Below are 20,774 nucleotides of genomic sequence, written 5' to 3'. Positions count from 1 at the left end.
TTTCTCTTGTCGAAAACAAATGATTTATCCTTATTTTTCAGGAACGGGAATCGGCAGGCAGTTTTCTGAAGACCTGGGCATTTGGGACGACCTGCTCAAAGAGATCTGCAACCTCGGGAGGCATCTTCTGGGTCTGTTCTGTAAGGAAGAAGCCGCCGTCAACAAGGGTCTCATGGAACATCCTGATCACCTTGATCCTCTGCTCTTCTGTGAAATGGAGGAGGACATTCTTGCAGCTGATCAGTGAGAAATTATTGCCGGGAGGAATGTATGTGAGGAGATCATGCCGTTTAAAGGTAATCCGGTTCCTGACATCCTCAGCTATGATGAAATGTCCGTCTTTTTTTGGATCCGGAGTAAAATTCTTTGTAAAGAACTCTTCCGGAATCCTTTTTAATTCCACATAGGGATAGCTGCCCTTTCCGATTATCTCTCCAAAGAGGTCTGAATGATCGATGTCGCTTGCAAGTATCCTGACATTCCGAAAGATCATCGCCCCCATATGCTCTTTCAGGAGAAGGGCGATTGTGTAGGGCTCCTGTCCCATCGCACACCCGGCACTCCAGATATTGATATGCGTCCTCCCACGGATGGAGGGGAGCATATGATCGATTATCATCTGGAGCGTCTGGAGATCCCGAAAGAAGTAGGTGAATGCCATGCTTTGGTCCACTAAATATTTGATGGGAGGGATGATAAAACCGGGGTTTGCACCATTGATTGAGGAGAGTCTGCCATGGATGCTTGTGCAACAACTCTGTATCTTCCTTCTTCAGCGAATTTATCGGGGTCTTCCTGTTTCTCTGACACTCTTAATCGAGTTCTCGATGATTGTGTTGCACCTTCCAAACATCGGTCTGCCATGTCCATAGTAGATCGCCATCACATCTTTTGTGGCAATAAGAAGAGAGCATGGATAAATCTCTCATCGTACCTGCAACCCGGCCCCCCATGGACCGGAATGGTCTCGCCAACAAAAGAGGACTCCTTCCTCCTCGCAGAAGAGGCATATTGAGTCCCCGGTGTGTCCGGGTGTGTGGATCACCTCAAAGAAGCGATCGCCAACACGAATGATCTCTTTTCCTCTGAGGACGATATCTACACAGCCCTTTGAATCCGAGAAGGCATAGATCGTCGGGGAGAATAGCTTCTTGATCTCGTGGGTTAGCGATGCATGATCATAGTAATCGTGCGTGAGTATCACCTGGTCAAGCTTCCGCTTCCCGACACCGGCAGCTGATCTGGTAATCTTCTCGATAATCTTTGGATCACGCCCAGCATCAACCAGCGTATTCTGATCATCCAGCGTCTTCCAGTCGCCGGTGACAGGATAGACATTCGAGGTGTAGATATCGCTCTCTTCAGTCGGGTTGATGACCTTCATGAAAATACCTTGAATTATGAGGGAAACGGTTCCCCCTCTCTCACATTGCTTCTCCTGCAGAATCTTTAGATAATCACTGTATTGACTGGAGAATCAAATTCTTTGCCATGCCCCCTCCGGCACCACAATCTCAAACTTCGCCCCTTTGCCGTAGGTTCCGGTCTCCTGAATTGTAATCCCGGTGATGGCGAGGATCTCGCGGGCGAGGAAGAGTCCAAAACCGGTGTTTTTGCCAAAACCCCGTACAAAGATCTCCTCTTTCTGATCATCAGGGATGCCGGGGCCGTCATCTTTCCAGATGATTGCGAGAGCCCCTTCCCTCTCCTCACATGAGATGACGATCCATCTTGCAGTCTGTGCGTGCAGGATGGTGTTCATATAGAGGTTCTGGAAGACCTTCTCAACCATCGGATCGGCATAGAATGAGATCTCCGGGCAGGTATTCTGAACCGGGATTTGACTGTCGTCTATCCTTGAAATGAGATGAGCAAGCTCTATCCAGCTGGATTCCTGTATCCCAATCTGCTCATATTCCCGCATAAAGACAATCTGGCGCTCAATGGCATCAGTGGCTTTTCGGATCTCATCATGGCAGATGCCCGTATATTGTTTATCCTCCTGATCCAAAGCGATCTCAAGCAGCCCCCGGATTGTCATAATTTTATTGGCTATATCATGACTCGTTATGGATGAGAGAATCCTGAGTTTCTTGTGGGTTTGTGATAATGCTACCTCTGCTTCTTTCCGATCGGTTATGTCCAGCAGGATGCCGTTGAATAGAAGCTCAGATCCTCGCTGAATCGGACGGGACATTCCCTGGAACCAGATCTCTTCTCCGGAAGGTCTGATGAATCTCCCTTCATAGTTCCAGGTGAGGTCGGCCTTTGCAGCATCCTCAATCGACTCGATGAATGCATCACGATCACGGGGATCCACCTGCTCTGTGAACCTTTCAAAGAATTCCTCGGTAGAGCTTCTGATACCAAACACTTCCTCTGCCCGGCTACTGATATAGTATGATCCTTTCTCTCCATCCGGCCGGATATAAAACTGGAAGACCACTCCTGGAACCATCTCAGTAATCTCGGTAAGCTGCTCCTCCTGCCTCCGGAATTCCTCTTCGATCCGGCGTCTTTTAAGGACCTGCCAGAGCCCCTGCATCAGGAGCGTGAGCTGAATGGTATCGTTATCGGTGTAATCCAGTGGCTTGTTCGCAACCCCGGCGACGATTACGATCTGCTCCCCGTCAAGGATCGGGACGTTCATATGTCGGATGATTTGCGGATGTCCCTTAGGATAGCCTTTTTTCCCCGGATTTGGAGCAGCATAATCATTTGTGATCACCGGACGCCGCTGCCGCACCGCCTCTCCCCATAACCCTGTCCTCTCCACTGCATACACGATCGGCTTCTCCTGCATGGAGCATTCCTTCATGGAAGTCTCAGACCATGCGTACATCGAGAGTTCGCTCTCATCATCATTCAGGAAGGCGAGGTATCCAAGCTGGCTCCCTGTGATCACGGATGCTCCTTCCAAGGCATAGGCAAGCAGTTCCTTCTCCGGCAGGTGTGCCCTCTCATAGAAACCGAGGAGGTACCTGAGCCGTGACTCGCTCTCACGAATGAACTGTTCATGCCTTGTCAGCTCATCGATGCTATCTTTGAGTTCTTCCTCGGATGCCTTCAGCTGTTCATATGCAGCATGAAGCTCTTCGTTCTTCTGGAGAAGGATCTGTTCGGCTTCTTTCCGATCAGTGATATCCTGCCCCTGGGCAATCGTGGCAACGATCATCTCCCCGTCGCTACTGCGAATGTTAGCAGAATTCCATAGGACGGTTCTCACTTCCCCGGATTGGTTCAGGATTGGTATCTCGACGACATCCCACATCTCCCCCGCCATGGCTCTTTTGATCAGATCCATCGATTCTTCCCGTCTCTCTTCCGGGAAAAGCAGTTCGATCTGAGATCCTATCGCCTGTTCCGGTGGTATGCCCGTCAGCCTCCCGAATGCATCATTGAATGTTGTTATCCTGAGATCCCTGTCCCAGACAATGATCGGGGCATTGGCATGAGTAATAAGGTTTTCAAGATATTCATTGGTCTCTTCCAGCATCTGTTGTATACTGATAATCTCCTCAAGCTGTGTTCTGAGCTCTTCTTCAGCTCCAGCCAGCTCCTCGTTCTTTTGTCGGAGTGCCAGTTCCGTCTGCTTCACATCAGTGAGATCGTGAAATGAGGCAACAGACTGGCGTGTCCCCGGGATCATACCAACTGTCAGGTGGATGGGACGTAACTCCCCGTAACGGTTGATGAAGGTAAACTCATACTGTCTAGGCGGCTCTCCTCCCTCCTCCCTCCTCTGCCGGTGGAAGGCGATCATCTGCTCGATATCCTGCCGGCTCACAAACTTTGTCCAGCTGATTCCAATCAACTCATCCTGTGGATATCCATAGAGCTTTGCAAATGCACTATTTGCTAACGATATGCTGGTATCTTCCTCGATAATTATCGTCGCTGCTTCAGTATTTTCAAAGATTGCCCTATACCGCTCCTCGGAGAGTACAAGCTGCCGTTGTGCGGCAATATTCTCCTCAAGCTGTTCTCGGATCTTCTCTTCAGATGCTGCCAGCTCTTCATTCTTCTTCTGCAAGAGCCTGTCACGTTCCATGAGTTCAGTGATATCCCTGCCAACAGACTGGTATTCACGGACCTTGCCGTAATCATCAAAGAATGCCCGTGTACTCCAGCGATCCCATACGATCTTATTATCGGGGAGAATTGTCCTCTGTTCAATGATGCTTTCAGGGTTTTTGGGGGTGAGCGAGGCAAACTGACGAGTGACTTTATCTTGATCGTCTCTGTGGATGAGTGGTTTGAATCGTGTTCCAATCAGTTCTTCAGCAGACTTTTTGAATCTACGGCAATAAGCATCATTGACAAAGAGAAAAGTGCCATCTGGCAGGAAGCGGCAGATGAACTCGGACTGGGTTTCAACGACGTTTTTGTAACGATCTTCGCTCTCACGAAGTGCAGTCTCGGCCTTCTTCCTTATTATGGCATATGAAACCTTATTTGCAAGTTCTGCAAACTGTGCCTTCGGATCTCCTCCTTTCTGAAGATAAAAGTCGGCACCTTCGTTCAGTGCCTCGATGACGACCTCCTCACGCCCTTTTCCGGTGAAGATGATGAAGGGTGTTGTGTCCTTTCTTGCTCGCAGATATTTTAGAAACGCGATTCCATCGCATTTTGGCATCTGGTAATCTGAGATGATCGCGTCATAAGGCTGTTTTTTGAGAAGTTTAATCCCTTCATCTGCTCCCCCTGCTGTTGTGACGGTGAACATCCCGGTTTTTTCGAGAAAAATCTTTCCAATCTCAAGAAGTCCGGGCTCATCATCCACATAGAGGATTGAGAGGATTTGATCGGAAGTATCGACCATCAAGCTATGGTAGCATCGGAAATAGATAAAATTATGTTATGTTGTATCATTTCTGTTATAAGAGGGCTCTTCTGCAACTGCCTGCTTCTCAGGAAGCCATACCGTAAAAGTACTCCCCTCCCCCGGTCTGCTCTCAACAGTAATCCTCCCGCCATGAAGCTGAACATACCGTTTGGCGATAGGAAGGCCGAGTCCAAGACGGTTATATTGCCGGCTCAGGGTATTATGATCGGCGATATGGAACGGCTCAAAGATCTTCTCCTGTGCATCTACGGGAATTCCAATCCCGTTATCCCTGATCCCGATTGAATGCCCGCTATCTTCCCCGTTATAGAGAAGGGAAACCTTGCGGGGAGGTTCATTGAAACGGATTGCATTTGAGAGGATGACTGAAAAGACCTGGTAGAGTAGGGATGGATCACCCTGAAGGATTAGATCATGTGGAATCTCATTGGTTATCTCCGCATCTGATCCATATCCAGATGTCTCTATGATATCATTAAGAAAATCGTGAAGGAGGATGGGATCATATACCGGTTCAATCTTGCCGGAATCAACAAGCGAGAGTTCGAGGACCCGATCGATGATTTTACGCTCCTGATCGATATTCTTCTGGCAACGGTTGAGGAGTTCGACAACCTCTTCAGAGAGACCAAAGCCTTTTGGATCGGAGGTGAGGAGGCTGAGATAGCCCAGCGCCGGCTGAAGAGGTGTGCGGAGTTCATGGGAGGCGATCATGACAAAATCTGTCTTCCGCTCGAGCTCATCCTTCAGAGCATTCTGGGTTATCACGAGCTCTTCAAACTGGGATCGTATCTCCTCTTCTGTCCGTGCAAGCCGCTCATTCATCTCAAGCAGGATGGTGTTTGAATCAAGAAGCTCCTCATTCATCGTCTCAAGTTTCTCCTCGATCCCCTCTGATTTCTCCGCAAGGAGGGTGACGATGAAGGCAATTGCCACAAAGAGCAGAAACCGGATCAGGCCTTCAGTCAGGTATCCGGCTCCTGCATAGGAGAGGAGCATGCCGAGATAGAGTGCTGAAAGAAGAACGGAGAAGAGGAGCCCATGTCGTGTATAGTAGATACAGGCGATTACGATCGGGATGTAGAAGAGGTTCTGGAAGATGAAATAGATACCCGAATTGAGCGCCAGAAACCCGATGATGATTGACAGCGTGGTTGTGACTGTAACAAGGAGGAGAGGGAGGTATTCATTCGTATCAATCTTCATCTGAGTATCCTGTATCCCGATCTCTATGCAAAAAAGAAGGTTTGGATGAATGGAGAAGATATCCCTCAAAAGATAGCCTGGATAGGGGCTATCCTACATCTTCAGCATATCACCGAGGAGCTGTTTGATGTCGATCCAGATGATCAGATCTGTCTGATCCTTATCCTTCACCCTGGTCTTCTTCTTGATGATGCCGAGGATACTTGAATCGTCATCGACATCAGCCGCACCGGTTCTGTCGACCTGGTTCATCTCGAATGTCGAGACCGAGAGGACATCGTCGACCATGATCCCGACCTTCTTCTTTGTTATATTCTCGTCAAGAACGATGATCCTGGATTCCTCGTCAGGCCGGTCGTTCTTTCTCGTTATGTTCAGGCGATCCTTTAAGTCGATGATGGTGGTGATCTCGCCCCGGAGATCGATGATTCCTTTGATATAGGAAGGGGAGTTGGGGAGGGCGGATATCCGTGTGTACTCCACCACCTCACGGACATCGAAGAGATCGATTGCAAACTTCTCATCACCGAGGACAAACTCGACGACCTGAATTGACCCCGACATCACCTGGCTATCATCGCTATGCACGTCACTTGCCATGGTTTCATCCCCCTACTTAGCCAGTTTGAACTGCTGGTTCGCCTGGAGGGTCTTGTTTGCGACTGTGCTCACGTTCTCAACCATCCGTGCAACCTCATCTATACCGGCAGATGCCTCCTCGGTTGCCGCTGCTGCATCTCCTGCCTCACGTGCATTCTCGTCGATTAAGCTTGTCACTTCATGGACGCTTGCGGTGATCTGCTCGACAGTTGCCGCCTGCTCCTCAGAAGCACTTGCAACCTCCTCGATTGCACGGGAGATCTGCTCAACAGACTGGACGATCTCGTTGAATGCGACAATCGTCTTCTCCATCTGATCAGATCCGGCATGAACAGCGTTATTTGCGGTTCCCATCGCCTCGACCGCCCTCTTTGCCTGAACCTGCAGCTCTCCGATCATGCTCGCAATACTCTCGGCAGATGATCCGGACTCCTGGGCAAGTGATTTCACCTCTGCTGCGACAACAGCAAACCCACGGCCGGCATCTCCGGCACGTGCCGCTTCGATTGCGGCATTGAGTGCCAGCAGGTTCGTCTGGTTTGAGATATCTGCAATGAGGCCGACGATCTTTCCGATCTGCTCCATCTGCTCGTTGATGCCTTTGATAATTGTATCAACATCCGCCGCAGACTGGCTGATCTCACCGATACCCTGCTCGGCTGCTGCAGCAAGCTTTGCCCCCTCTTTCGACTGATCGTTTGCATTCCGGGCAAGCGAGGCAACCGACTCGGCATTCGAGGTGACTTCCTCAACTGCTGCAGAGAGATCCTCCATTGCCCGAAGCACCTGCACAGCACCATTGTTTGCCTTCTCGGAGTTCTCGCTCACGTGACTGGTGTTCTTTGCGATCTGCTGGGCACCGGAAGATACCTCCTCAATGCTGGCATTCGCCTCTTCAGAGATGGCAGCGAGTTCTCCCATCATCCGGTTGACTTCACCAATCGACTGTGAGACCTTGATGGAGACATTGTTCAGTGCGTTCTTCAGCCTCTCCATATCGCCTTTTGCAGCGACATCATCTGAGAACCTGGTGCTGAAGTCAGCGTTAGCAAAGGCGTCGGCAACACGAATCACTTCGTTAACGGGTTGGACAACCGCATCAAGGGTATTGTTCAATCCATCGATGACTTTCCGGTAGTCTCCCTGGTGCTTCGATGCATCCGCACGTGTGGCGAGCTTTCCTTCGACTGCTGCCCCGGCAAGCAGGTTTGCATCATCGATAAGCATGTTGATTGCATCGATACACCTGTTCACGCTCTCCTTCAGTTCATTGTATTCGCCTTTGAACTCACTGGAGATCTTCTTGGGGATATCACCTTTGCTGATCTTGTTCATCGCTCCGCCCATACCTTTGACGGGCTTGACAACAGCATCCAGAAGGTTATTTAGTCCCTCAATGACGAGCCTGAAGTCGCCGTCATGCTTTTCAGCATCTGCACGGGTATCAAGCTGTCCTTCAATTGTGGCCTCTGCAAGTGTGTGTGAATCCTTGACAAGCAGGTTCACCGCATCAATGCACTTGTTGAGGTTGTTCTTGATCTCGTTGAAATCGCCTTTATATTCGTCTGTAATCTTCTCGGGGATATCGCCGTTACTTATCCGGTCGACATATTCTGCTGCCACATTGAGTGGCCCGATAACAGAATCAAGGATATCATTGACGCCGTGGATGATATTTGCATAATCGCCCTTGAACTTCGAGGTATCGCCCCTGACATCCAGCTTTCCGTCACTGGCAGCGGCACTGATCATGTTCATCTCGGAGCCGAACTGCTGGATTATTGAGACAACGCCGCCAAATGCACCTGCTACCTGGCCGATCTCGTCCCCGCTCCCGTCCGTTGTGACAGTTCCGGAGAGATCCCCGTCCTGAACACGCCTGCCGAGATTGACGAGGTCATCCATCCTGCTTGCGATGTTCCTCCCGAAGAGAACAGCAACTGCACCGCCGATGAGGACTGCACCGATCACGATGATCAGGATAGCGTTCCTGATATCGTCAATCGGCCCGGTAAAGTCTGCCCAGTCAGCACCTGCTGCAATATACCAGTCAAGAGGCTCATAGTAGGTGAATGCGACGATCTTATCCTCACCTTCCCAGTCATATCTCAAGAGCCCTTCTTTCTGGCTCAGCATATCCCTGATGAAATCATATTGTGACAGATCCTGCCCCTCAAGGGTCGGATGAACGACTGCGGTTCCAGTAGAGTCAAAGACGTAAATATATCCGTTCTGGCCGATCACTGTTCTCCTGAAGTCGTTAATGAGGACACCGAGTGTTGCATCTTCACGGACACCGGTGAAGAGGATACCAATCACCGCACCGCCCGGACCCCGGATCGGTTCATACACAGTGATATAGTCGACTCCGACGACATTTGCGGTTCCATAAAAGGTCTCTCCACGTACAACGACTGCATCATAGACCGCCTGCGAGACCGGTGTTCCGAGGGCACGCCTGCCATCTGCACCGATAACGGTTGTTGCAACCCGGATCGCCTGGTTGCCCTGCACCTGGAAGATGGTTGCCGCACCGCCGACCTGGTTTACCACATCATCAACCATTGCGTTGTTGTCATTCACCACAGTGACCTGGCCTGCCGCATCAACAAGAACCATCTGGTCATTCTGAATCTGTGGTGTTCCATAACTCTGGAATTCTGATCTGAGGACGTTCAGCCCGACCTCCAGTATATCCATGGTGAGCGTATAGACAGCATCTACCTGTTTTGCGCTCTCACTGACACGAACTTCAAATTCAGTCTCTACCTGTTCTTCCAAAGCCGCACTTGCACTATTATATGCAATGAGGCCAAGAAGAGTCGTCGGCACGATGACGAGTGCCAGACAGATGAGCAGGATCTTCGTCCCGATCTTCATGTTGCCGATTTTTGAGGCTTTCCCCTCTTTCATAACCATCTCCTCCAAATACATTGGCCGAATAATCGTTTTTCAGCCAAATAAAGCGTAATTACTACTTACTCTTTTGAGTAATCCGGCTTTGATATCTCCATGTTAATTCTGAGTATTTTTGTTTGGAATACACAGGATTAAATGTATTTCTAAAGGTAGCGGTACTTAAAAACCCTTTGTTTTTGCATCAACAAAATCACGGCAGGATGGGGTATCTCATCGGCAGGAACCCCCTATTTTCAAGGAGAAGAACGCAGATCATGGAATGTGTGAATAATGTACATTTTTGGATGTTCATCAACCCGAAAAATCTAATTTCTGGCAACCCTAAGCATAATTATTTCTTGATTGGATTACGTATAATTCAACAGATGTCTATGCCAACCATTCTGATAATCGATGACTCATCCTTCCAGCGTACCATTATCAAAAAGACGCTCAAAAACGAGAACTATTCCTGTATCGAGGCTGACAACGGTCGTCTCGGGCTTGAGATGGCGGAGAGGGAGAGTCCTGACGTTATTATCGTCGATCTCCTGATGCCGGATATGGATGGGATTGAATTTCTAAAAACAATACAGGAGAAGGGAATCACAATTCCTGTTCTTGTCCTCACCTCTGATATTCAGGATACCACACGGGATCTCTGTCTGAAACTTGGAGCACGCAGCTTCCTGAATAAGCCGCTCAGGCAGGACGAGCTTATTCCGGCAATCCGAAAGGTGCTGGAATCGCCCGGTGATGAATGATGGAGATCGACCCTCTGGATCTGGATGGTATCCGTGAACTGGTGAATATCGGTGTCGGGAAAGCCGCAGGCATCCTCTCTGAGATGACCGGATCAACAATCGAGCTCACGATACCAAATATCAGCATATATTCGCGGGAAGAGTACGGGCAGATCATCTCCCAGATAGGTACAGAGCGATATTCTGCTATTTCTCTTGATTTTAAGGGATCATTTTCCGGAATGACGTACTCGATCTTCCCGACAGAGAGTGCCCATATCCTTATTAATGCGATCACCGGGGAAGAGTTGTCTGAGGACAGGCCAGAGCAGCCCTTCAGTTCGATTCAGGCAGAAACACTCAAAGAGGTTGGAAATATTCTGATCAACGGTGTTATGGGCTCGATCACCAATGTACTTAAAAGCCAGCTCACCTATTCGCTTCCCACATACAGTGAAGCGGATATTCCTACCCTTATTCAGAATGTCGGGCAGGAGCACCGGGAGGCAATCCTGCTTGCAGAGACTCATATGTTCATCAGGAGCCTTGATATCGAGGGGAAGATCCTCATCATTATGGGAGCTCAATCATTTGAAACTCTTATATGGCGGGTAAGAGAGATTTCAAGGGATGAAAGGTCGTGAACAAGCAGAAAAATCTGTCTGTTATTAGAGAATTCTCTGATGCACTGCCTGTTGGGATCTGTGTTCTTGATCGTGAGATGACCATTGTCCTCTGGAACAGAACCCTTGCTGAATGGTGCGGGCGCTCTTTTGAGGAGGTGGTTGGGAAAAACCTCCTTGATCTGTACCCGGATCTCAACACTCCGGCATACCGCACCCGGATCAATCAGGTGCTGGATGGCGGCCCTCCGGCAGTCTTCTCTTCCCAGCTCCATACATCATTTATTCCCTGTAGAAAAACTGACGGGATGCTCCAAGTCCAGCAGACATCTGTTATCAGGTATCCCGGAAGCGATCAGGAGAACTCCTGTGCAATGATCATAATCGAGGATGTCACCGAGCTTGATTCCGAGATACGATCTGTCAGAAAAATGAAAGATCAGGCTCTTCTGGAGGTACAGGAACGGAAAAAGGCGGAAAAAGCCCTGGAAAAACTAAATGCCAAGTTAAACCTCCTTTCAAGTGTCACCCGGCACGATATCCTCAACAAGATCATGGTCATTGACGGATTCCTCGGGTTTGCCGAGGAGATGGCGACTGATCCGACACAGGCAGAATACCTCGGGCATGTCAGGGCAGCAGCAACGGTAATCCAGAATATCCTGGTTTTCAACCGCCATTACGAACAGCTTGGAATCGAGGCGCCCTCCTGGTTTGCGATAGATACTCTGATTGAGGGGATCGAAACAGAAGAGCGTCTTCCAATACATTCTTCGTGCGAAGGTGTCTCTATCTATTGCGATCCGATGCTTGAGATGGTCTTCTACAACCTCTATGACAATGCTCTCAGGCATGCTGAAGGGGCAACAAGGATTGAGATTGCCTGTCACCCATCATCATCCGGTCTCATAATCGTCTGGGAGGATGATGGCACAGGCGTTCCCGAGGATGATAAAGAGGAGATATTCAAGCGTGGTTTTGGCAAGAACACTGGTATGGGGCTCTTTCTGGTGCGTGAAATTCTTGCGATCACGGGAATCACCATCACCGAAACAGGCGAGGAAGGAAAGGGGGCGAGGTTTGAGATTTCTGTGCCTGAGGGAGCGTACCGGATCGATAAGTAGGTCTGAAGATAATTATTTCTTCTATTCTCTCTTCCGGAAACATAAAACCGTTTTTAGCCTCTTCAGGTTGTATCTTCCAGCAGCTGATCCATAATCGTCAGTATCTCTGAGAGTGTATCAATGGCGGGCATCATCATCAGGTTGCCGTTGATCGAATACTGATCGCAGGTGAGGGTTGTATGGAAGATGATCACCTCGTTCACCTCAACTGCCAGTTCTGCAAGGATCTCCTCGATCGCCGAATGACCCATATCAATGACGAGATTTGGTGGAGAGGGGAGCATCACGACACTGAGCAGCTCAGCGGTTGCATTCAGGAATGCAGAAGACATGATGTTTCCTATCTCCTGGAGTGTGCTCTCATCCATCTCAGTCAACTCCCGCTTCTCTTCAGCTATTCCAAGGAGCACATTGGTCATCCGGATGGCTGAATCCAGCGGAAGCAGGAAGATAATGTATCCGGCATGATCGATCTCCCCCTGCATCTCAAAGAGGATTGTTACAAAGAGATCATCAGTGACATACCCATGAATATCCGCCAGATCCACGATCTCAACAGCCGGTACGGTCATCTGGATCTGGTGCATCAGCAGGGCTGAGAGTGCATTGGCAGCATGGGATGATCCGATATTCCCAAGTTCATTCAATGCATCCACCTGCATCGGTGTCAGGACTGTCATGATCTATCATGAGTATTCTGTGCCAGGGCACTATAAGGGCATCGGATTTCCCCGGTTACGTTGCAGGGGATGTTCCATTCATGGAGATCCAATAGTCTTTTGGGGAATTTTTGGGTTCAGAAAAAGGGTTGAGACGCCGAGGGGGAGATTTGAACTCCCGAGGTGCAGAACACCAGTGGCTTTCGAGGCCACCGCCTTCCCGGACTAGACTACCTCGGCATAGATCGGGATATAGAATTTCATTTGTGCTGTATTAAGGCTTCTGAAGGGTCATCTTCTGCGTTTACTATCTCGTAATCACTGCCAGGCATTGCTTTTGCCCCTCCGCCCTATGGATCCGAAGTTCCACGCAGAACTTACGTCTAAATTTCATCCGCCTTCTTTCTTCGTTCAAGGATATTTCTGATGATTGTATCTGGATCATTTTCCAGTATCGCTCTCCTTTCCTTTGTCCAATCACCGCATCCAGGCTCATAGATCTGAAGGAAACGAATGGCATCATCCGGTCCAAGCCGCTTTAACGAGTACATCAAGCCCTTCCCGCTGAATCTATTGCAATGTTTTGGCACTCATCGTCTCTCCTCTCCTCGCAAATGATAAAAACCTGTTCAAGGGGGTATAGAAAATTGAAACCCTTCATGGTGTATTCGCCACAAATGATCGTGATTTTGACGGAGTGGATTTCTTAACTCTGGCACATCCCTGAGCACACCTTCTCACCCGCCAGCCACCAGACTTCTATAGTCACGACTAAGAACTCCCAATACAGACACTCACTATATGCAGCACAGTCCTCTCCGACTGATCATCTTTGACTTCGACGGGGTGATCGCCGAGTCCATCGCCATGAAGGCAGAAGCGTTCCGTGAGACCTTCTCGTTTGTACCAGAACACCAGGATGAGATCGTGCAGTACCATCTTGATAACGGGGGGATGAGCCGGTTTGTGAAGTTCCGCTATATCTACAAAGAGATGCTCCATGAGGAACTCACCTCTGAACAGGAAGAGTGGCTCGGAGAGCGGTATGCGGGAATTGTCCGCGAGAAGATGTTCTCTATCCCGCTTGTTCCTGGTGCTCTTGAGCTCTTAAACGACGTAAAGGGCAGAATCCCTCTCTATGTTGTCTCTGCAACACCCGGGGAAGAGATGCTGGAGATTGCAGATCGGCGGGGGCTTGCAGGGTATTTTGACGGGATCTATGGATCTCCACGATCAAAGGCTGATTGTATCCGTGAGATCCTCTCTACAAACGGCGTTTCACCTGAAGAAACCCTCTTCATCGGTGATGCTCCACAGGACCATGAGGCAGCATTGAAAACCGGTGTCCGGTTCATTGCTAGGGTGGCGCCGGGTGATCGGGATAGATTCTCAGGAAAACCCGGTGTTGAGCGGGTCGTCTCCGATCTGTATGAGATCCGGGAGTTAGTGTCACCCAATCTCTAAAAAGGAATTGTAGTATTCTGTAAAAGGAAAAGAAGGGTGGTGGTTTTACTGCCCTGGTGCGTGGGACTGGGTGACCATCATATCGTCGACCCGGATCAGGAGTGATGCGATCTCTGCTGCGCTCTGGATTGCCTGGCGCTTCACACGCATCGGCTCAAAGACACCCTCTTCACTCATGTCAACGATCTTTCCGGAAAAGACATTCAGGCCTGCATTCTTCTGTCCGTTTGAGTGCGCCTTCTTCAGTTCCACCAGCTTATCGATCGGGTTGAAACCTGAATTCTCGGCAAGTGTGATCGGAATGATCTCAAAGGCGTTTGCGAATGCCTCGACAGCAATCTGCTCACGGCCACCGATGGTTGTTGCGTATTCGCGGATACGGACGATCATCTCAGTCTCAACAGCGGCTCCACCGATGGTATACTTACCATCTTCCATTGCATCCTGGACGACCCGCTTTGCATCATTGATTGCACGGTCAAGCTCATCGATGAGGTACTGGGTGGAACCCCGGATCAGAATTGTCACTGCCTTTGCGTTCTCGCACCCGGAGATCTTTGTCAGATCCTCTCCTTCCATCTGCTCCACCTGGTGTGCGGTTCCGAGGGTCTCGGCAGTCAGGTCTTCCGGTTTGTTGACGATCTCTCCGCAGAGTGCCTTTGCCGCATACTTCATCTCCTTCTCAGGCACATCTTCGAGAGTGTAGATACCGGCCTTTCCGAGGTAAAACTGCACAGAATCGGCGATGCCTTTCTGGCAGAGGACCACATTTGCACCTGATGCGATGATCTGATCGGCAATCTTCTTCAAAGAAGCTCTCTCAGCATCGCCAAATGCCGCAACCTGTTCGGATGAGGAGATCTTGATCTTTGCCTTGGTCTGGGTCTTTGTGATCTCAAGGGGGGTGCTAATCATCGCAACCTTTGCACCGGTGACGATCTTTGGCATCTGTTCGTCCACACGGGCTTTCCCGATGATAACGCCCCGAACAAGCTCGATATCATCCATCGCGTCACCCTTCTGGGTCTTGACAAGGATGTCATCTTCATCGATGATGATCCTACCTGATGAACCATCGGCGACTGTTGCAACCGCATCAACGACGATATCAGCTGCTTTCTCCATGACTGCCTCGATCGTCTTTCCGATCATTGCGGTCTTTGCGATCTTCCTCAGGCTCTCCTTATCGTCGGGGGTGACATTGATGGCGAGTTCCGAGAGGATCTCAAGCGACTTTTTCATACCGAGGGAATAGCCCTTTGAGATATTTGTCGGGTGGATTCCCATCTTGAGCATCCGTTCGGCCTGCTCCATGAATGAACCGACCATGATGGCAGCGGTGGTAGTTCCGTCGCCGCATTCGTCATCCTGTGCGGTTGCTACCTCGACCACCATCTTGGCGCCGGGGTGCTGAACAGAGAGCTCGCTCAGGATGGTTGCTCCATCATTGGTGATGGTGATATCGTCTCCGGCAACGAGCATCTTATCCATGCCTCGTGGCCCAAGGGTCGTCCTGACTGCTTCTGAGATCGCTTTTGCCGCGAGGATATTTGATCGCTGTGCTTCGTGTCCGCGGGTCTGTTCGACGTTATCCCGCAAAATAATGATAGGTTGTCCGGTTAATTGATTCTGACTTGCCACTCTGTAATCCTCCTGTAGTGATAAAAATTGAATTGAACTTCTATATAAATATATCCTGTGTTGGGAACCCCTTCAGTCGATTCTGGAGATTCTGAAGAGTGAGTGTACAGGAACCCCCTCAACCTCGGTGATACCGCGCTTATCGAAGAGGACCCAGATCGCCACCGGAACTCCGCCATGTCTCCTGAGATAGGCAACAACTTCCTGGATTGTCCTGCCAGAGGTGATGACATCATCGACGATAATACAGCGTTTCTCCTTCACAGTTGCAAAGTTTCCTGAGATTGAACCAATCGGTGTCTCTGATGTGGCATGTTTTGCAGGATGGTATACGGCAAGGCTGCATCCCTCACGTGCCCCGATCAGGGTGGCAAGCGGGATGCCCGAGATTGCAATCCCGACGATCACATCGGCATCAAGGGGCTCGGTACGATCTGCTGGTGGGATGTATGCATCGATCATCATCCCTGCCACGGCCTCAATCAGTTGCGCATCACAACTGACCCGTGTCCAGTCTATATGCACATCACGTGGGGCGGCATCTCCCTTTGGCTGGGTTAAAAGCCAGGTGACCGTCTCGATGGAGAGGGAGAGCTCATCGGCTATCTGGCCGGGGCTATGCCCCTCTTCGAGGAGCAGGCGTGCCCGCTCTTTCAGATCCTCAAGGGATGACATATCTGTAAAAGTGATACCGATCTATTTATGCCTTCGTTTCAGCGACGCACCGCAAACCGGGCAGTCTGCTCCCTCTTCAACATCCCGTCCGCAGCCGGTGCAGACCATCTTCCAGGCACGCTGCTTTGCCTTCCGCTGAAGCATCGGCCTGACCCTGATTCCAAGAGCAGATGCAACATTCTGAACTGCAAAGTCATCTGTTGCCACCTCTCCTCCGATTTCAGAGGCGAGGGCAAGGATGCTGATATCTGTTTCAGAGAGTACACCACGATCCCCTGTTTTCCCGGCTGCCTCCCGAACCTGTATAATCGATTCGGGTGCCGGCTCAGCAACAGTCAGCCCGGACTCTTTCAGGGTATCAAAGCGGCATTTCGATCGCAGATCACAGAGTTCCGTAACGACCCCGGGGGTGGTGAAGAGAACGCCTTCAAACGGGTATTCCCCAAAGAAAAAAGATGCATCACAGACGATCTTCATCCCGATACCTCCACACAACCCTCCCGCCGGGAAACAGAGATCGAGTGCCCGAAATGCCCAAGCAGTGAGATAATGGTCCTCGCATGGGAGGTGAGCGATTTTGTGCCAAATGATCCGCCATAGAGTGCAAGGTAGGGGAGGAGCTGGTCCGCGGCATGGAAATCGAGATCAGATGAATTCCCCTGAAGGAAAGATTCTGCTGCCATTCTCCCGACGGCTTCGGCAGGAAGCCCACGTCTTCCAAGAGCAGATCCCCCATGTCCTCCTGAGAAGACCGTACAGGATGATCCAACCGAAGGCCCCTCCTGCCGGTAGATACGAACCGGCAGATCTCCGGCAACCGATACAGCTGCCTCAGCCTGCCTTGATGCCACGTGATCGGGGAGTCCAGATGAGGCAGATACAATCCCAAAGCCGACTGGGTCTGCCGTCCCAAGTGGGGTGATCCGGGATGGCTCAACCATAACCCTGACCCTGCCGCCCCCTTCCGGGTAGTATCCCCGTGCCAGTATCTCAAGCGAGATCCGGCCCCCGTGCGATCTCAGGAACTCGAGGAAGACACGATCGCAGTAATCGATCGTCGGGGCAGCACGCACCTCGGTTCCGCCGGTGATGGTGATGCTGCCCCCGGTTCGGAGTGCGAGGGGAAGCCAGGCTGAAAGGACAAGCGGAATACTCCCGGCTGTCCCGATATCAATAGTAATATCCTTCCTCTCTGGTCTTCCGGGAAGGAAGGTGATCTCACCAGATCCAATAAAAACCCCGCTGGTTGTGGCATTCGAAATCGCGGCTGCCGCCTTTACCGCAGCGACATGCTGGGCGGCGAGGCCGGGAGCCGATCGGTTCTTACGGATATTCAGAATAGTGACCGGCTCTCCCGAAACAGAAGAGAGGGCAATAGCGGTCCTGACGATCTGGCCTCCCCCTTCAAGGATGCCACCGTCAATTCTGATCATCTCCTGAGCGCCTCTGCAATTGCCGGAGCTGCGGAGATGAGGGAACAGCCCCGCTCTATCGTATCGCTCGATACAATAGCTGAAAATCCGGCTGCCATCAGGCGGGCATACCCTCCCCCCGAGAAGACACCGTGGACGCAGGCGGCCGAGATGCTCTCTGCCCCCTCAGCCGCAAGCATCTGTGCAGCAGTTGCAAGTGTTCCTCCGGTTGAGATGATGTCGTCAACGATGACGACATCCCTCCCAAAAACCCCGACATCTTTCTCCTCGATCGAAACCTCAAAACCTGAATGCCTCGTCTTGTTGAGATAATTACAATCCCAGCCATTGGCTGCGGCCACTCCTTTCGCAAATGCCCATGCACCATCGTCCGGGGCGAGTATCAGGGGATCATCAATCCCTGTCCCTGCCAGATAATCACCGATTGCAGGTGCGATCGAGATATTTTCAGCAGAAGCACCGAAGTACTTCAGCACTTCGGGTTCGTGGATATTCACCGTGATGATCCGGGCAACCCCTCTGCTGAGTGCTGTTGAGATTGCACGAATGCTGATCGGCTCCCCTGCATTGAACCGCTTATCCTGCCGTGCATATGCCATATACGGGATCACAAGGGTGACCTCTGATCCTTCGCAGGCATCGATTAGGAGCAGCAGCTCGACAATGGATTCTGCATCGGGGAGGGACGATACAATTACCGTTCTCTCATCAAGACCCGCTGCCCGGAGATATAACTCATTATCAGGAAACCGGGACAATTTTACCTCCCCCAGGGGTGCCCCCAGGTTTTCTGCCACTCTTGAAGCGATAATCTGGCTTTTATCTGTGTATATGACCTTCATTGCTTGTATCTCCCGGTACTGAAACTACTTAAACTATCGGTCTCCGATATATAAGCATTCAACATATGTGTGAGGTATATTTCAGAATGGGTACAGAGACAGAGACTATGGTGCTTTCAGAAGAAGATTTCAACGAAGAGCTTCTCTTTGGCGATATCGAGATAGCAACAACCGCCGACATTGAGGTGCCGCCAGGCCTCATTGACCAGGTGATCGGGCAGGAACATGCCGTCGAGGTAATTAAAAAAGCTGCAATCCAGCGTCGGCATGTGATGATGATCGGGACACCGGGTACCGGGAAATCGATGCTCGCCAAGGCAATGGCCGAACTCCTTCCAAAAGAAGAGATGCAGGACATCCTCGTCTATCCAAACTCCGATGACAATAATAATCCGCTCGTGCGGACTGTCCCCGCCGGAAGGGGCAAGGAGATCGTAGCCGCCCATAAGATGGAGTCACGGAAACGGGCACAGATGCGGAATATGCTGATGCTGATGCTCATATTTGGTATCATCGGGTATGCTCTTATCTCGGGTATGCTCCTGATGGGTATCATCGCTGTTGCCTTCATCTTCCTCGCATTCAGGACGATGATGCCGCGGGATGATGTGATGGTTCCAAAGCTCCTCGTTTCGACATCCCCGGATTCAAAAGCCCCGTTCATTGACGCAACCGGCTCACATGCAGGTGCCCTCCTCGGTGATGTCCGCCACGATCCTTTCCAGTCCGGCGGACTGGAAACCCCCTCGCATGACCGAGTGGAGGCAGGTGCCATCCACCGCTCACACAAAGGTGTCCTCTTCATCGATGAGATCAACACCCTCACCCCCCATTCCCAGCAGAACCTCCTGACCGCCCTCCAGGAAGGCGAGTTCCCGATCACCGGCCAGAGCGAACGCTCAAGCGGTGCGATGGTCAGGACCGAGCCGGTTCCCTGCCGCTTTGTGATGATCGCAGCAGGGAACCTCGATGCAATGCAGGGGATGCACCCGGCACTCCGTTCCCGTATCAGGGGATATGGATACGAGGTCTTCATGCAGGAGACGATCGACGATACTCGCGCAAACCGTGAGAAGTTCATCCGTTTCATCGCACAGGAGGTCAAAAACGACGGGAAGATCCCTCCGTTTGACAGGGGTGCAATGACTGAAGTGATCCGTGAGGCACGGAGGCGCTCGAACAGGAAGGGCCACCTCACCCTGAAGCTCCGTGATCTCGGCGGTCTTGTCCGGGTGGCAGGTGATATTGCACGTAGCGAGGGATCCGAGGTAACAAGCCTCCATCATGTCCTTGCCGCAAAAGAGACCGCCCGATCAGTCGAAGACCAGATATCTGATGAATACATTCGCCGGAGCCGGGATTATGATCTCACGATCGTCTCAGGGACTGCGGTCGGCAAAGTAAACGGCCTTGCAGTCATGGGAAGTGATTCGGGATCGGTGCTTCCGATTGTAGCCGAAGTCACTCCTGCGCAGGGTGCGTCCGGCACCGTGATCGCAACCGGTCTTTTAAAGGAGATTGCACAGGAGTCGATCAAGAACGTCTCGGCAATCCTGAAGAAGTTCACCGGCAAGGACATCAGAAATATCGATATCCATGTCCAGTTCATCGGCACCTACCAGGGTGTCGAAGGGGATTCCGCGTCAGTCTCGGTTGCAACTGCGGTCATCTCGGCAATCGAAGGGATTCCTGTCAGGCAGGATGTTGCGATGACCGGCTCACTTTCGGTCAGGGGCGACGTCCTCCCGGTTGGCGGTGTCACCTACAAGATCGAGGCGGCTGCAAAAGCCGGGATCAAAAAAGTTTTCATCCCGAGATCAAATGCAGGTGATGTACTGATTGAGGAGCGGTACCGGGAGATGATTGAGATTATCCCGGTCTCCCATATCGAGGAGATCCTCGAACAGGCACTTGTTCCGGCAAACCGTGCAGGATTCCTCGCCAAGCTGAAGAAACTTGCAGAACATGCAATTATTCCACCCAACCCACCGATCCAGAGTGAACCGGGAGTTGTTTAAGC

18 protein-coding genes and 1 tRNA gene are annotated in these 20,774 nt (G+C 50.9%); 5 read left to right on the top strand and 14 right to left on the bottom strand.

Going from position 1 to position 20,774, the window contains the following annotated elements; translation table 11 throughout:
• Window positions 1-37: 37 nt before the first annotated feature.
• From ACZ44I_RS10265 to ACZ44I_RS10240, 6 genes are all read right to left on the bottom strand, one after another.
• Window positions 38-661, bottom strand: coding sequence for a CheR family methyltransferase (locus tag ACZ44I_RS10265; RefSeq protein ID WP_464550214.1), 624 nt, complete (start codon window positions 659-661; stop codon window positions 38-40).
• Window positions 662-925: 264 nt separating this feature from the next.
• Window positions 926-1,384, bottom strand: coding sequence for an MBL fold metallo-hydrolase (locus ACZ44I_RS10260; RefSeq protein ID WP_464550216.1), 459 nt, complete (start codon window positions 1,382-1,384; stop codon window positions 926-928).
• Window positions 1,385-1,477: 93 nt separating this feature from the next.
• Window positions 1,478-4,822 (bottom strand): PAS domain S-box protein, encoded by a 3,345-nt coding sequence (locus ACZ44I_RS10255; protein WP_464550218.1) that lies wholly within the window; start codon window positions 4,820-4,822, stop codon window positions 1,478-1,480.
• 36 nt (window positions 4,823-4,858) lie between these two features.
• On the bottom strand, window positions 4,859-6,052 hold the full coding sequence (locus tag ACZ44I_RS10250; protein ID WP_464550220.1) for a sensor histidine kinase: 1,194 nt from the start codon (window positions 6,050-6,052) through the stop codon (window positions 4,859-4,861).
• A gap of 93 nt (window positions 6,053-6,145) precedes the next feature.
• A complete protein-coding gene (locus ACZ44I_RS10245) occupies window positions 6,146-6,652 on the bottom strand; it encodes a chemotaxis protein CheW (RefSeq protein ID WP_464550222.1) in 507 nt (168 codons plus the stop codon).
• A gap of 12 nt (window positions 6,653-6,664) precedes the next feature.
• Window positions 6,665-9,565 (bottom strand): Cache 3/Cache 2 fusion domain-containing protein, encoded by a 2,901-nt coding sequence (locus ACZ44I_RS10240; protein ID WP_464550224.1) that lies wholly within the window; start codon window positions 9,563-9,565, stop codon window positions 6,665-6,667.
• A gap of 371 nt (window positions 9,566-9,936) precedes the next feature.
• Between ACZ44I_RS10240 and ACZ44I_RS10235 the strand changes: the two genes are divergently transcribed.
• Genes ACZ44I_RS10235 through ACZ44I_RS10225 form a run of 3 tightly spaced genes read left to right on the top strand, consistent with a single transcriptional unit; the run spans window position 9,937 to window position 12,040 of the window.
• Entirely contained in the window at window positions 9,937-10,314 is a 378-nt protein-coding gene (locus ACZ44I_RS10235; RefSeq protein ID WP_464550226.1) for a response regulator, read from the top strand.
• The gene (locus tag ACZ44I_RS10230) at window positions 10,311-10,937 is read left to right on the top strand and encodes a chemotaxis protein CheC (RefSeq protein ID WP_464550228.1); all 627 of its coding nucleotides are present in this window, start codon (window positions 10,311-10,313) and stop codon (window positions 10,935-10,937) included. The genes ACZ44I_RS10235 and ACZ44I_RS10230 overlap by 4 nt, the downstream gene beginning before the upstream one ends.
• Window positions 10,934-12,040 (top strand): PAS domain-containing sensor histidine kinase, encoded by a 1,107-nt coding sequence (locus ACZ44I_RS10225; protein WP_464550230.1) that lies wholly within the window; start codon window positions 10,934-10,936, stop codon window positions 12,038-12,040. Before ACZ44I_RS10230 ends, ACZ44I_RS10225 begins: the two co-directional genes overlap by 4 nt.
• A 62-nt stretch (window positions 12,041-12,102) precedes the next feature.
• Here ACZ44I_RS10225 and ACZ44I_RS10220 read toward each other — a convergent pair whose 3' ends face one another.
• The 3 genes from ACZ44I_RS10220 to ACZ44I_RS10210 all read right to left on the bottom strand — a co-directional run bounded on the left by ACZ44I_RS10220 (window position 12,103) and on the right by ACZ44I_RS10210 (window position 13,250).
• Window positions 12,103-12,720 (bottom strand): chemotaxis protein CheC, encoded by a 618-nt coding sequence (locus tag ACZ44I_RS10220; protein WP_464550232.1) that lies wholly within the window; start codon window positions 12,718-12,720, stop codon window positions 12,103-12,105.
• Window positions 12,721-12,854: 134 nt separating this feature from the next.
• Window positions 12,855-12,939: transfer RNA gene (locus ACZ44I_RS10215), tRNA-Ser, on the bottom strand.
• A 143-nt stretch (window positions 12,940-13,082) separates the two neighbouring features.
• A complete protein-coding gene (locus ACZ44I_RS10210) occupies window positions 13,083-13,250 on the bottom strand; it encodes a hypothetical protein (protein WP_464550234.1) in 168 nt (55 codons plus the stop codon).
• A gap of 250 nt (window positions 13,251-13,500) precedes the next feature.
• On the opposite strand from ACZ44I_RS10210, the gene ACZ44I_RS10205 reads away from it, so the two are divergent.
• On the top strand, window positions 13,501-14,163 hold the full coding sequence (locus ACZ44I_RS10205) for an HAD family hydrolase (RefSeq protein WP_464550236.1): 663 nt from the start codon (window positions 13,501-13,503) through the stop codon (window positions 14,161-14,163).
• A 45-nt stretch (window positions 14,164-14,208) separates the two neighbouring features.
• Here ACZ44I_RS10205 and thsA read toward each other — a convergent pair whose 3' ends face one another.
• From thsA to ACZ44I_RS10180, 5 genes are all read right to left on the bottom strand, one after another.
• Window positions 14,209-15,762: a thermosome subunit alpha gene (gene thsA / locus ACZ44I_RS10200; RefSeq protein WP_464576514.1), complete on the bottom strand. Its 1,554-nt coding sequence runs from the start codon at window positions 15,760-15,762 to the stop codon at window positions 14,209-14,211.
• Between the two features lie 114 nt (window positions 15,763-15,876).
• Entirely contained in the window at window positions 15,877-16,479 is a 603-nt protein-coding gene (locus ACZ44I_RS10195) for an orotate phosphoribosyltransferase-like protein (protein ID WP_464550240.1), read from the bottom strand.
• A gap of 21 nt (window positions 16,480-16,500) precedes the next feature.
• Window positions 16,501-16,956, bottom strand: a complete 456-nt coding sequence (locus ACZ44I_RS10190; protein WP_464550242.1) for an NOB1 family endonuclease — start codon at window positions 16,954-16,956, stop codon at window positions 16,501-16,503.
• Entirely contained in the window at window positions 16,953-17,912 is a 960-nt protein-coding gene (gene rtcA, locus ACZ44I_RS10185) for an RNA 3'-terminal phosphate cyclase (protein ID WP_464550244.1), read from the bottom strand. Before rtcA ends, ACZ44I_RS10190 begins: the two co-directional genes overlap by 4 nt.
• Complete coding sequence (locus ACZ44I_RS10180; RefSeq protein ID WP_464550246.1) at window positions 17,909-18,754, bottom strand: ribose-phosphate diphosphokinase; 846 nt, start codon at window positions 18,752-18,754, stop codon at window positions 17,909-17,911. The genes rtcA and ACZ44I_RS10180 overlap by 4 nt, the downstream gene beginning before the upstream one ends.
• An 86-nt stretch (window positions 18,755-18,840) precedes the next feature.
• Here ACZ44I_RS10180 and lonB point away from each other — a divergent pair, with 86 nt between their 5' ends.
• The gene (gene lonB / locus ACZ44I_RS10175) at window positions 18,841-20,772 is read left to right on the top strand and encodes an ATP-dependent protease LonB (protein ID WP_464550248.1); all 1,932 of its coding nucleotides are present in this window, start codon (window positions 18,841-18,843) and stop codon (window positions 20,770-20,772) included.
• Window positions 20,773-20,774: the final 2 nt, after the last annotated feature.

The organism is Methanocalculus pumilus (assembly GCF_055382585.1).
This window is presented reverse-complemented; position numbering and strand designations above follow the sequence as displayed.

Bases quoted from the DNA above. Each gene is read 5' to 3' on its own strand.
- ACZ44I_RS10265 (WP_464550214.1), bottom strand. From the start codon at position 661: ATGGCATTCACCTACTTCTTTCGGGATCTCCAGACGCTCCAGATGATA.
- ACZ44I_RS10260 (WP_464550216.1), bottom strand. From the start codon at position 1,384: ATGAAGGTCATCAACCCGACTGAAGAGAGCGATATCTACACCTCGAAT.
- ACZ44I_RS10255 (WP_464550218.1), bottom strand. From the start codon at position 4,822: ATGGTCGATACTTCCGATCAAATCCTCTCAATCCTCTATGTGGATGAT.
- ACZ44I_RS10250 (WP_464550220.1), bottom strand. From the start codon at position 6,052: ATGAAGATTGATACGAATGAATACCTCCCTCTCCTCCTTGTTACAGTC.
- ACZ44I_RS10245 (WP_464550222.1), bottom strand. From the start codon at position 6,652: ATGGCAAGTGACGTGCATAGCGATGATAGCCAGGTGATGTCGGGGTCA.
- ACZ44I_RS10240 (WP_464550224.1), bottom strand. From the start codon at position 9,565: ATGAAAGAGGGGAAAGCCTCAAAAATCGGCAACATGAAGATCGGGACG.
- ACZ44I_RS10235 (WP_464550226.1), top strand. From the start codon at position 9,937: ATGTCTATGCCAACCATTCTGATAATCGATGACTCATCCTTCCAGCGT.
- ACZ44I_RS10230 (WP_464550228.1), top strand. From the start codon at position 10,311: ATGATGGAGATCGACCCTCTGGATCTGGATGGTATCCGTGAACTGGTG.
- ACZ44I_RS10220 (WP_464550232.1), bottom strand. From the start codon at position 12,720: ATGACAGTCCTGACACCGATGCAGGTGGATGCATTGAATGAACTTGGG.
- ACZ44I_RS10210 (WP_464550234.1), bottom strand. From the start codon at position 13,250: ATGTACTCGTTAAAGCGGCTTGGACCGGATGATGCCATTCGTTTCCTT.
- ACZ44I_RS10205 (WP_464550236.1), top strand. From the start codon at position 13,501: ATGCAGCACAGTCCTCTCCGACTGATCATCTTTGACTTCGACGGGGTG.
- ACZ44I_RS10195 (WP_464550240.1), bottom strand. From the start codon at position 16,479: ATGTCATCCCTTGAGGATCTGAAAGAGCGGGCACGCCTGCTCCTCGAA.
- ACZ44I_RS10190 (WP_464550242.1), bottom strand. From the start codon at position 16,956: ATGAAGATCGTCTGTGATGCATCTTTTTTCTTTGGGGAATACCCGTTT.
- rtcA (WP_464550244.1), bottom strand. From the start codon at position 17,912: ATGATCAGAATTGACGGTGGCATCCTTGAAGGGGGAGGCCAGATCGTC.
- ACZ44I_RS10180 (WP_464550246.1), bottom strand. From the start codon at position 18,754: ATGAAGGTCATATACACAGATAAAAGCCAGATTATCGCTTCAAGAGTG.
- lonB (WP_464550248.1), top strand. From the start codon at position 18,841: ATGGGTACAGAGACAGAGACTATGGTGCTTTCAGAAGAAGATTTCAAC.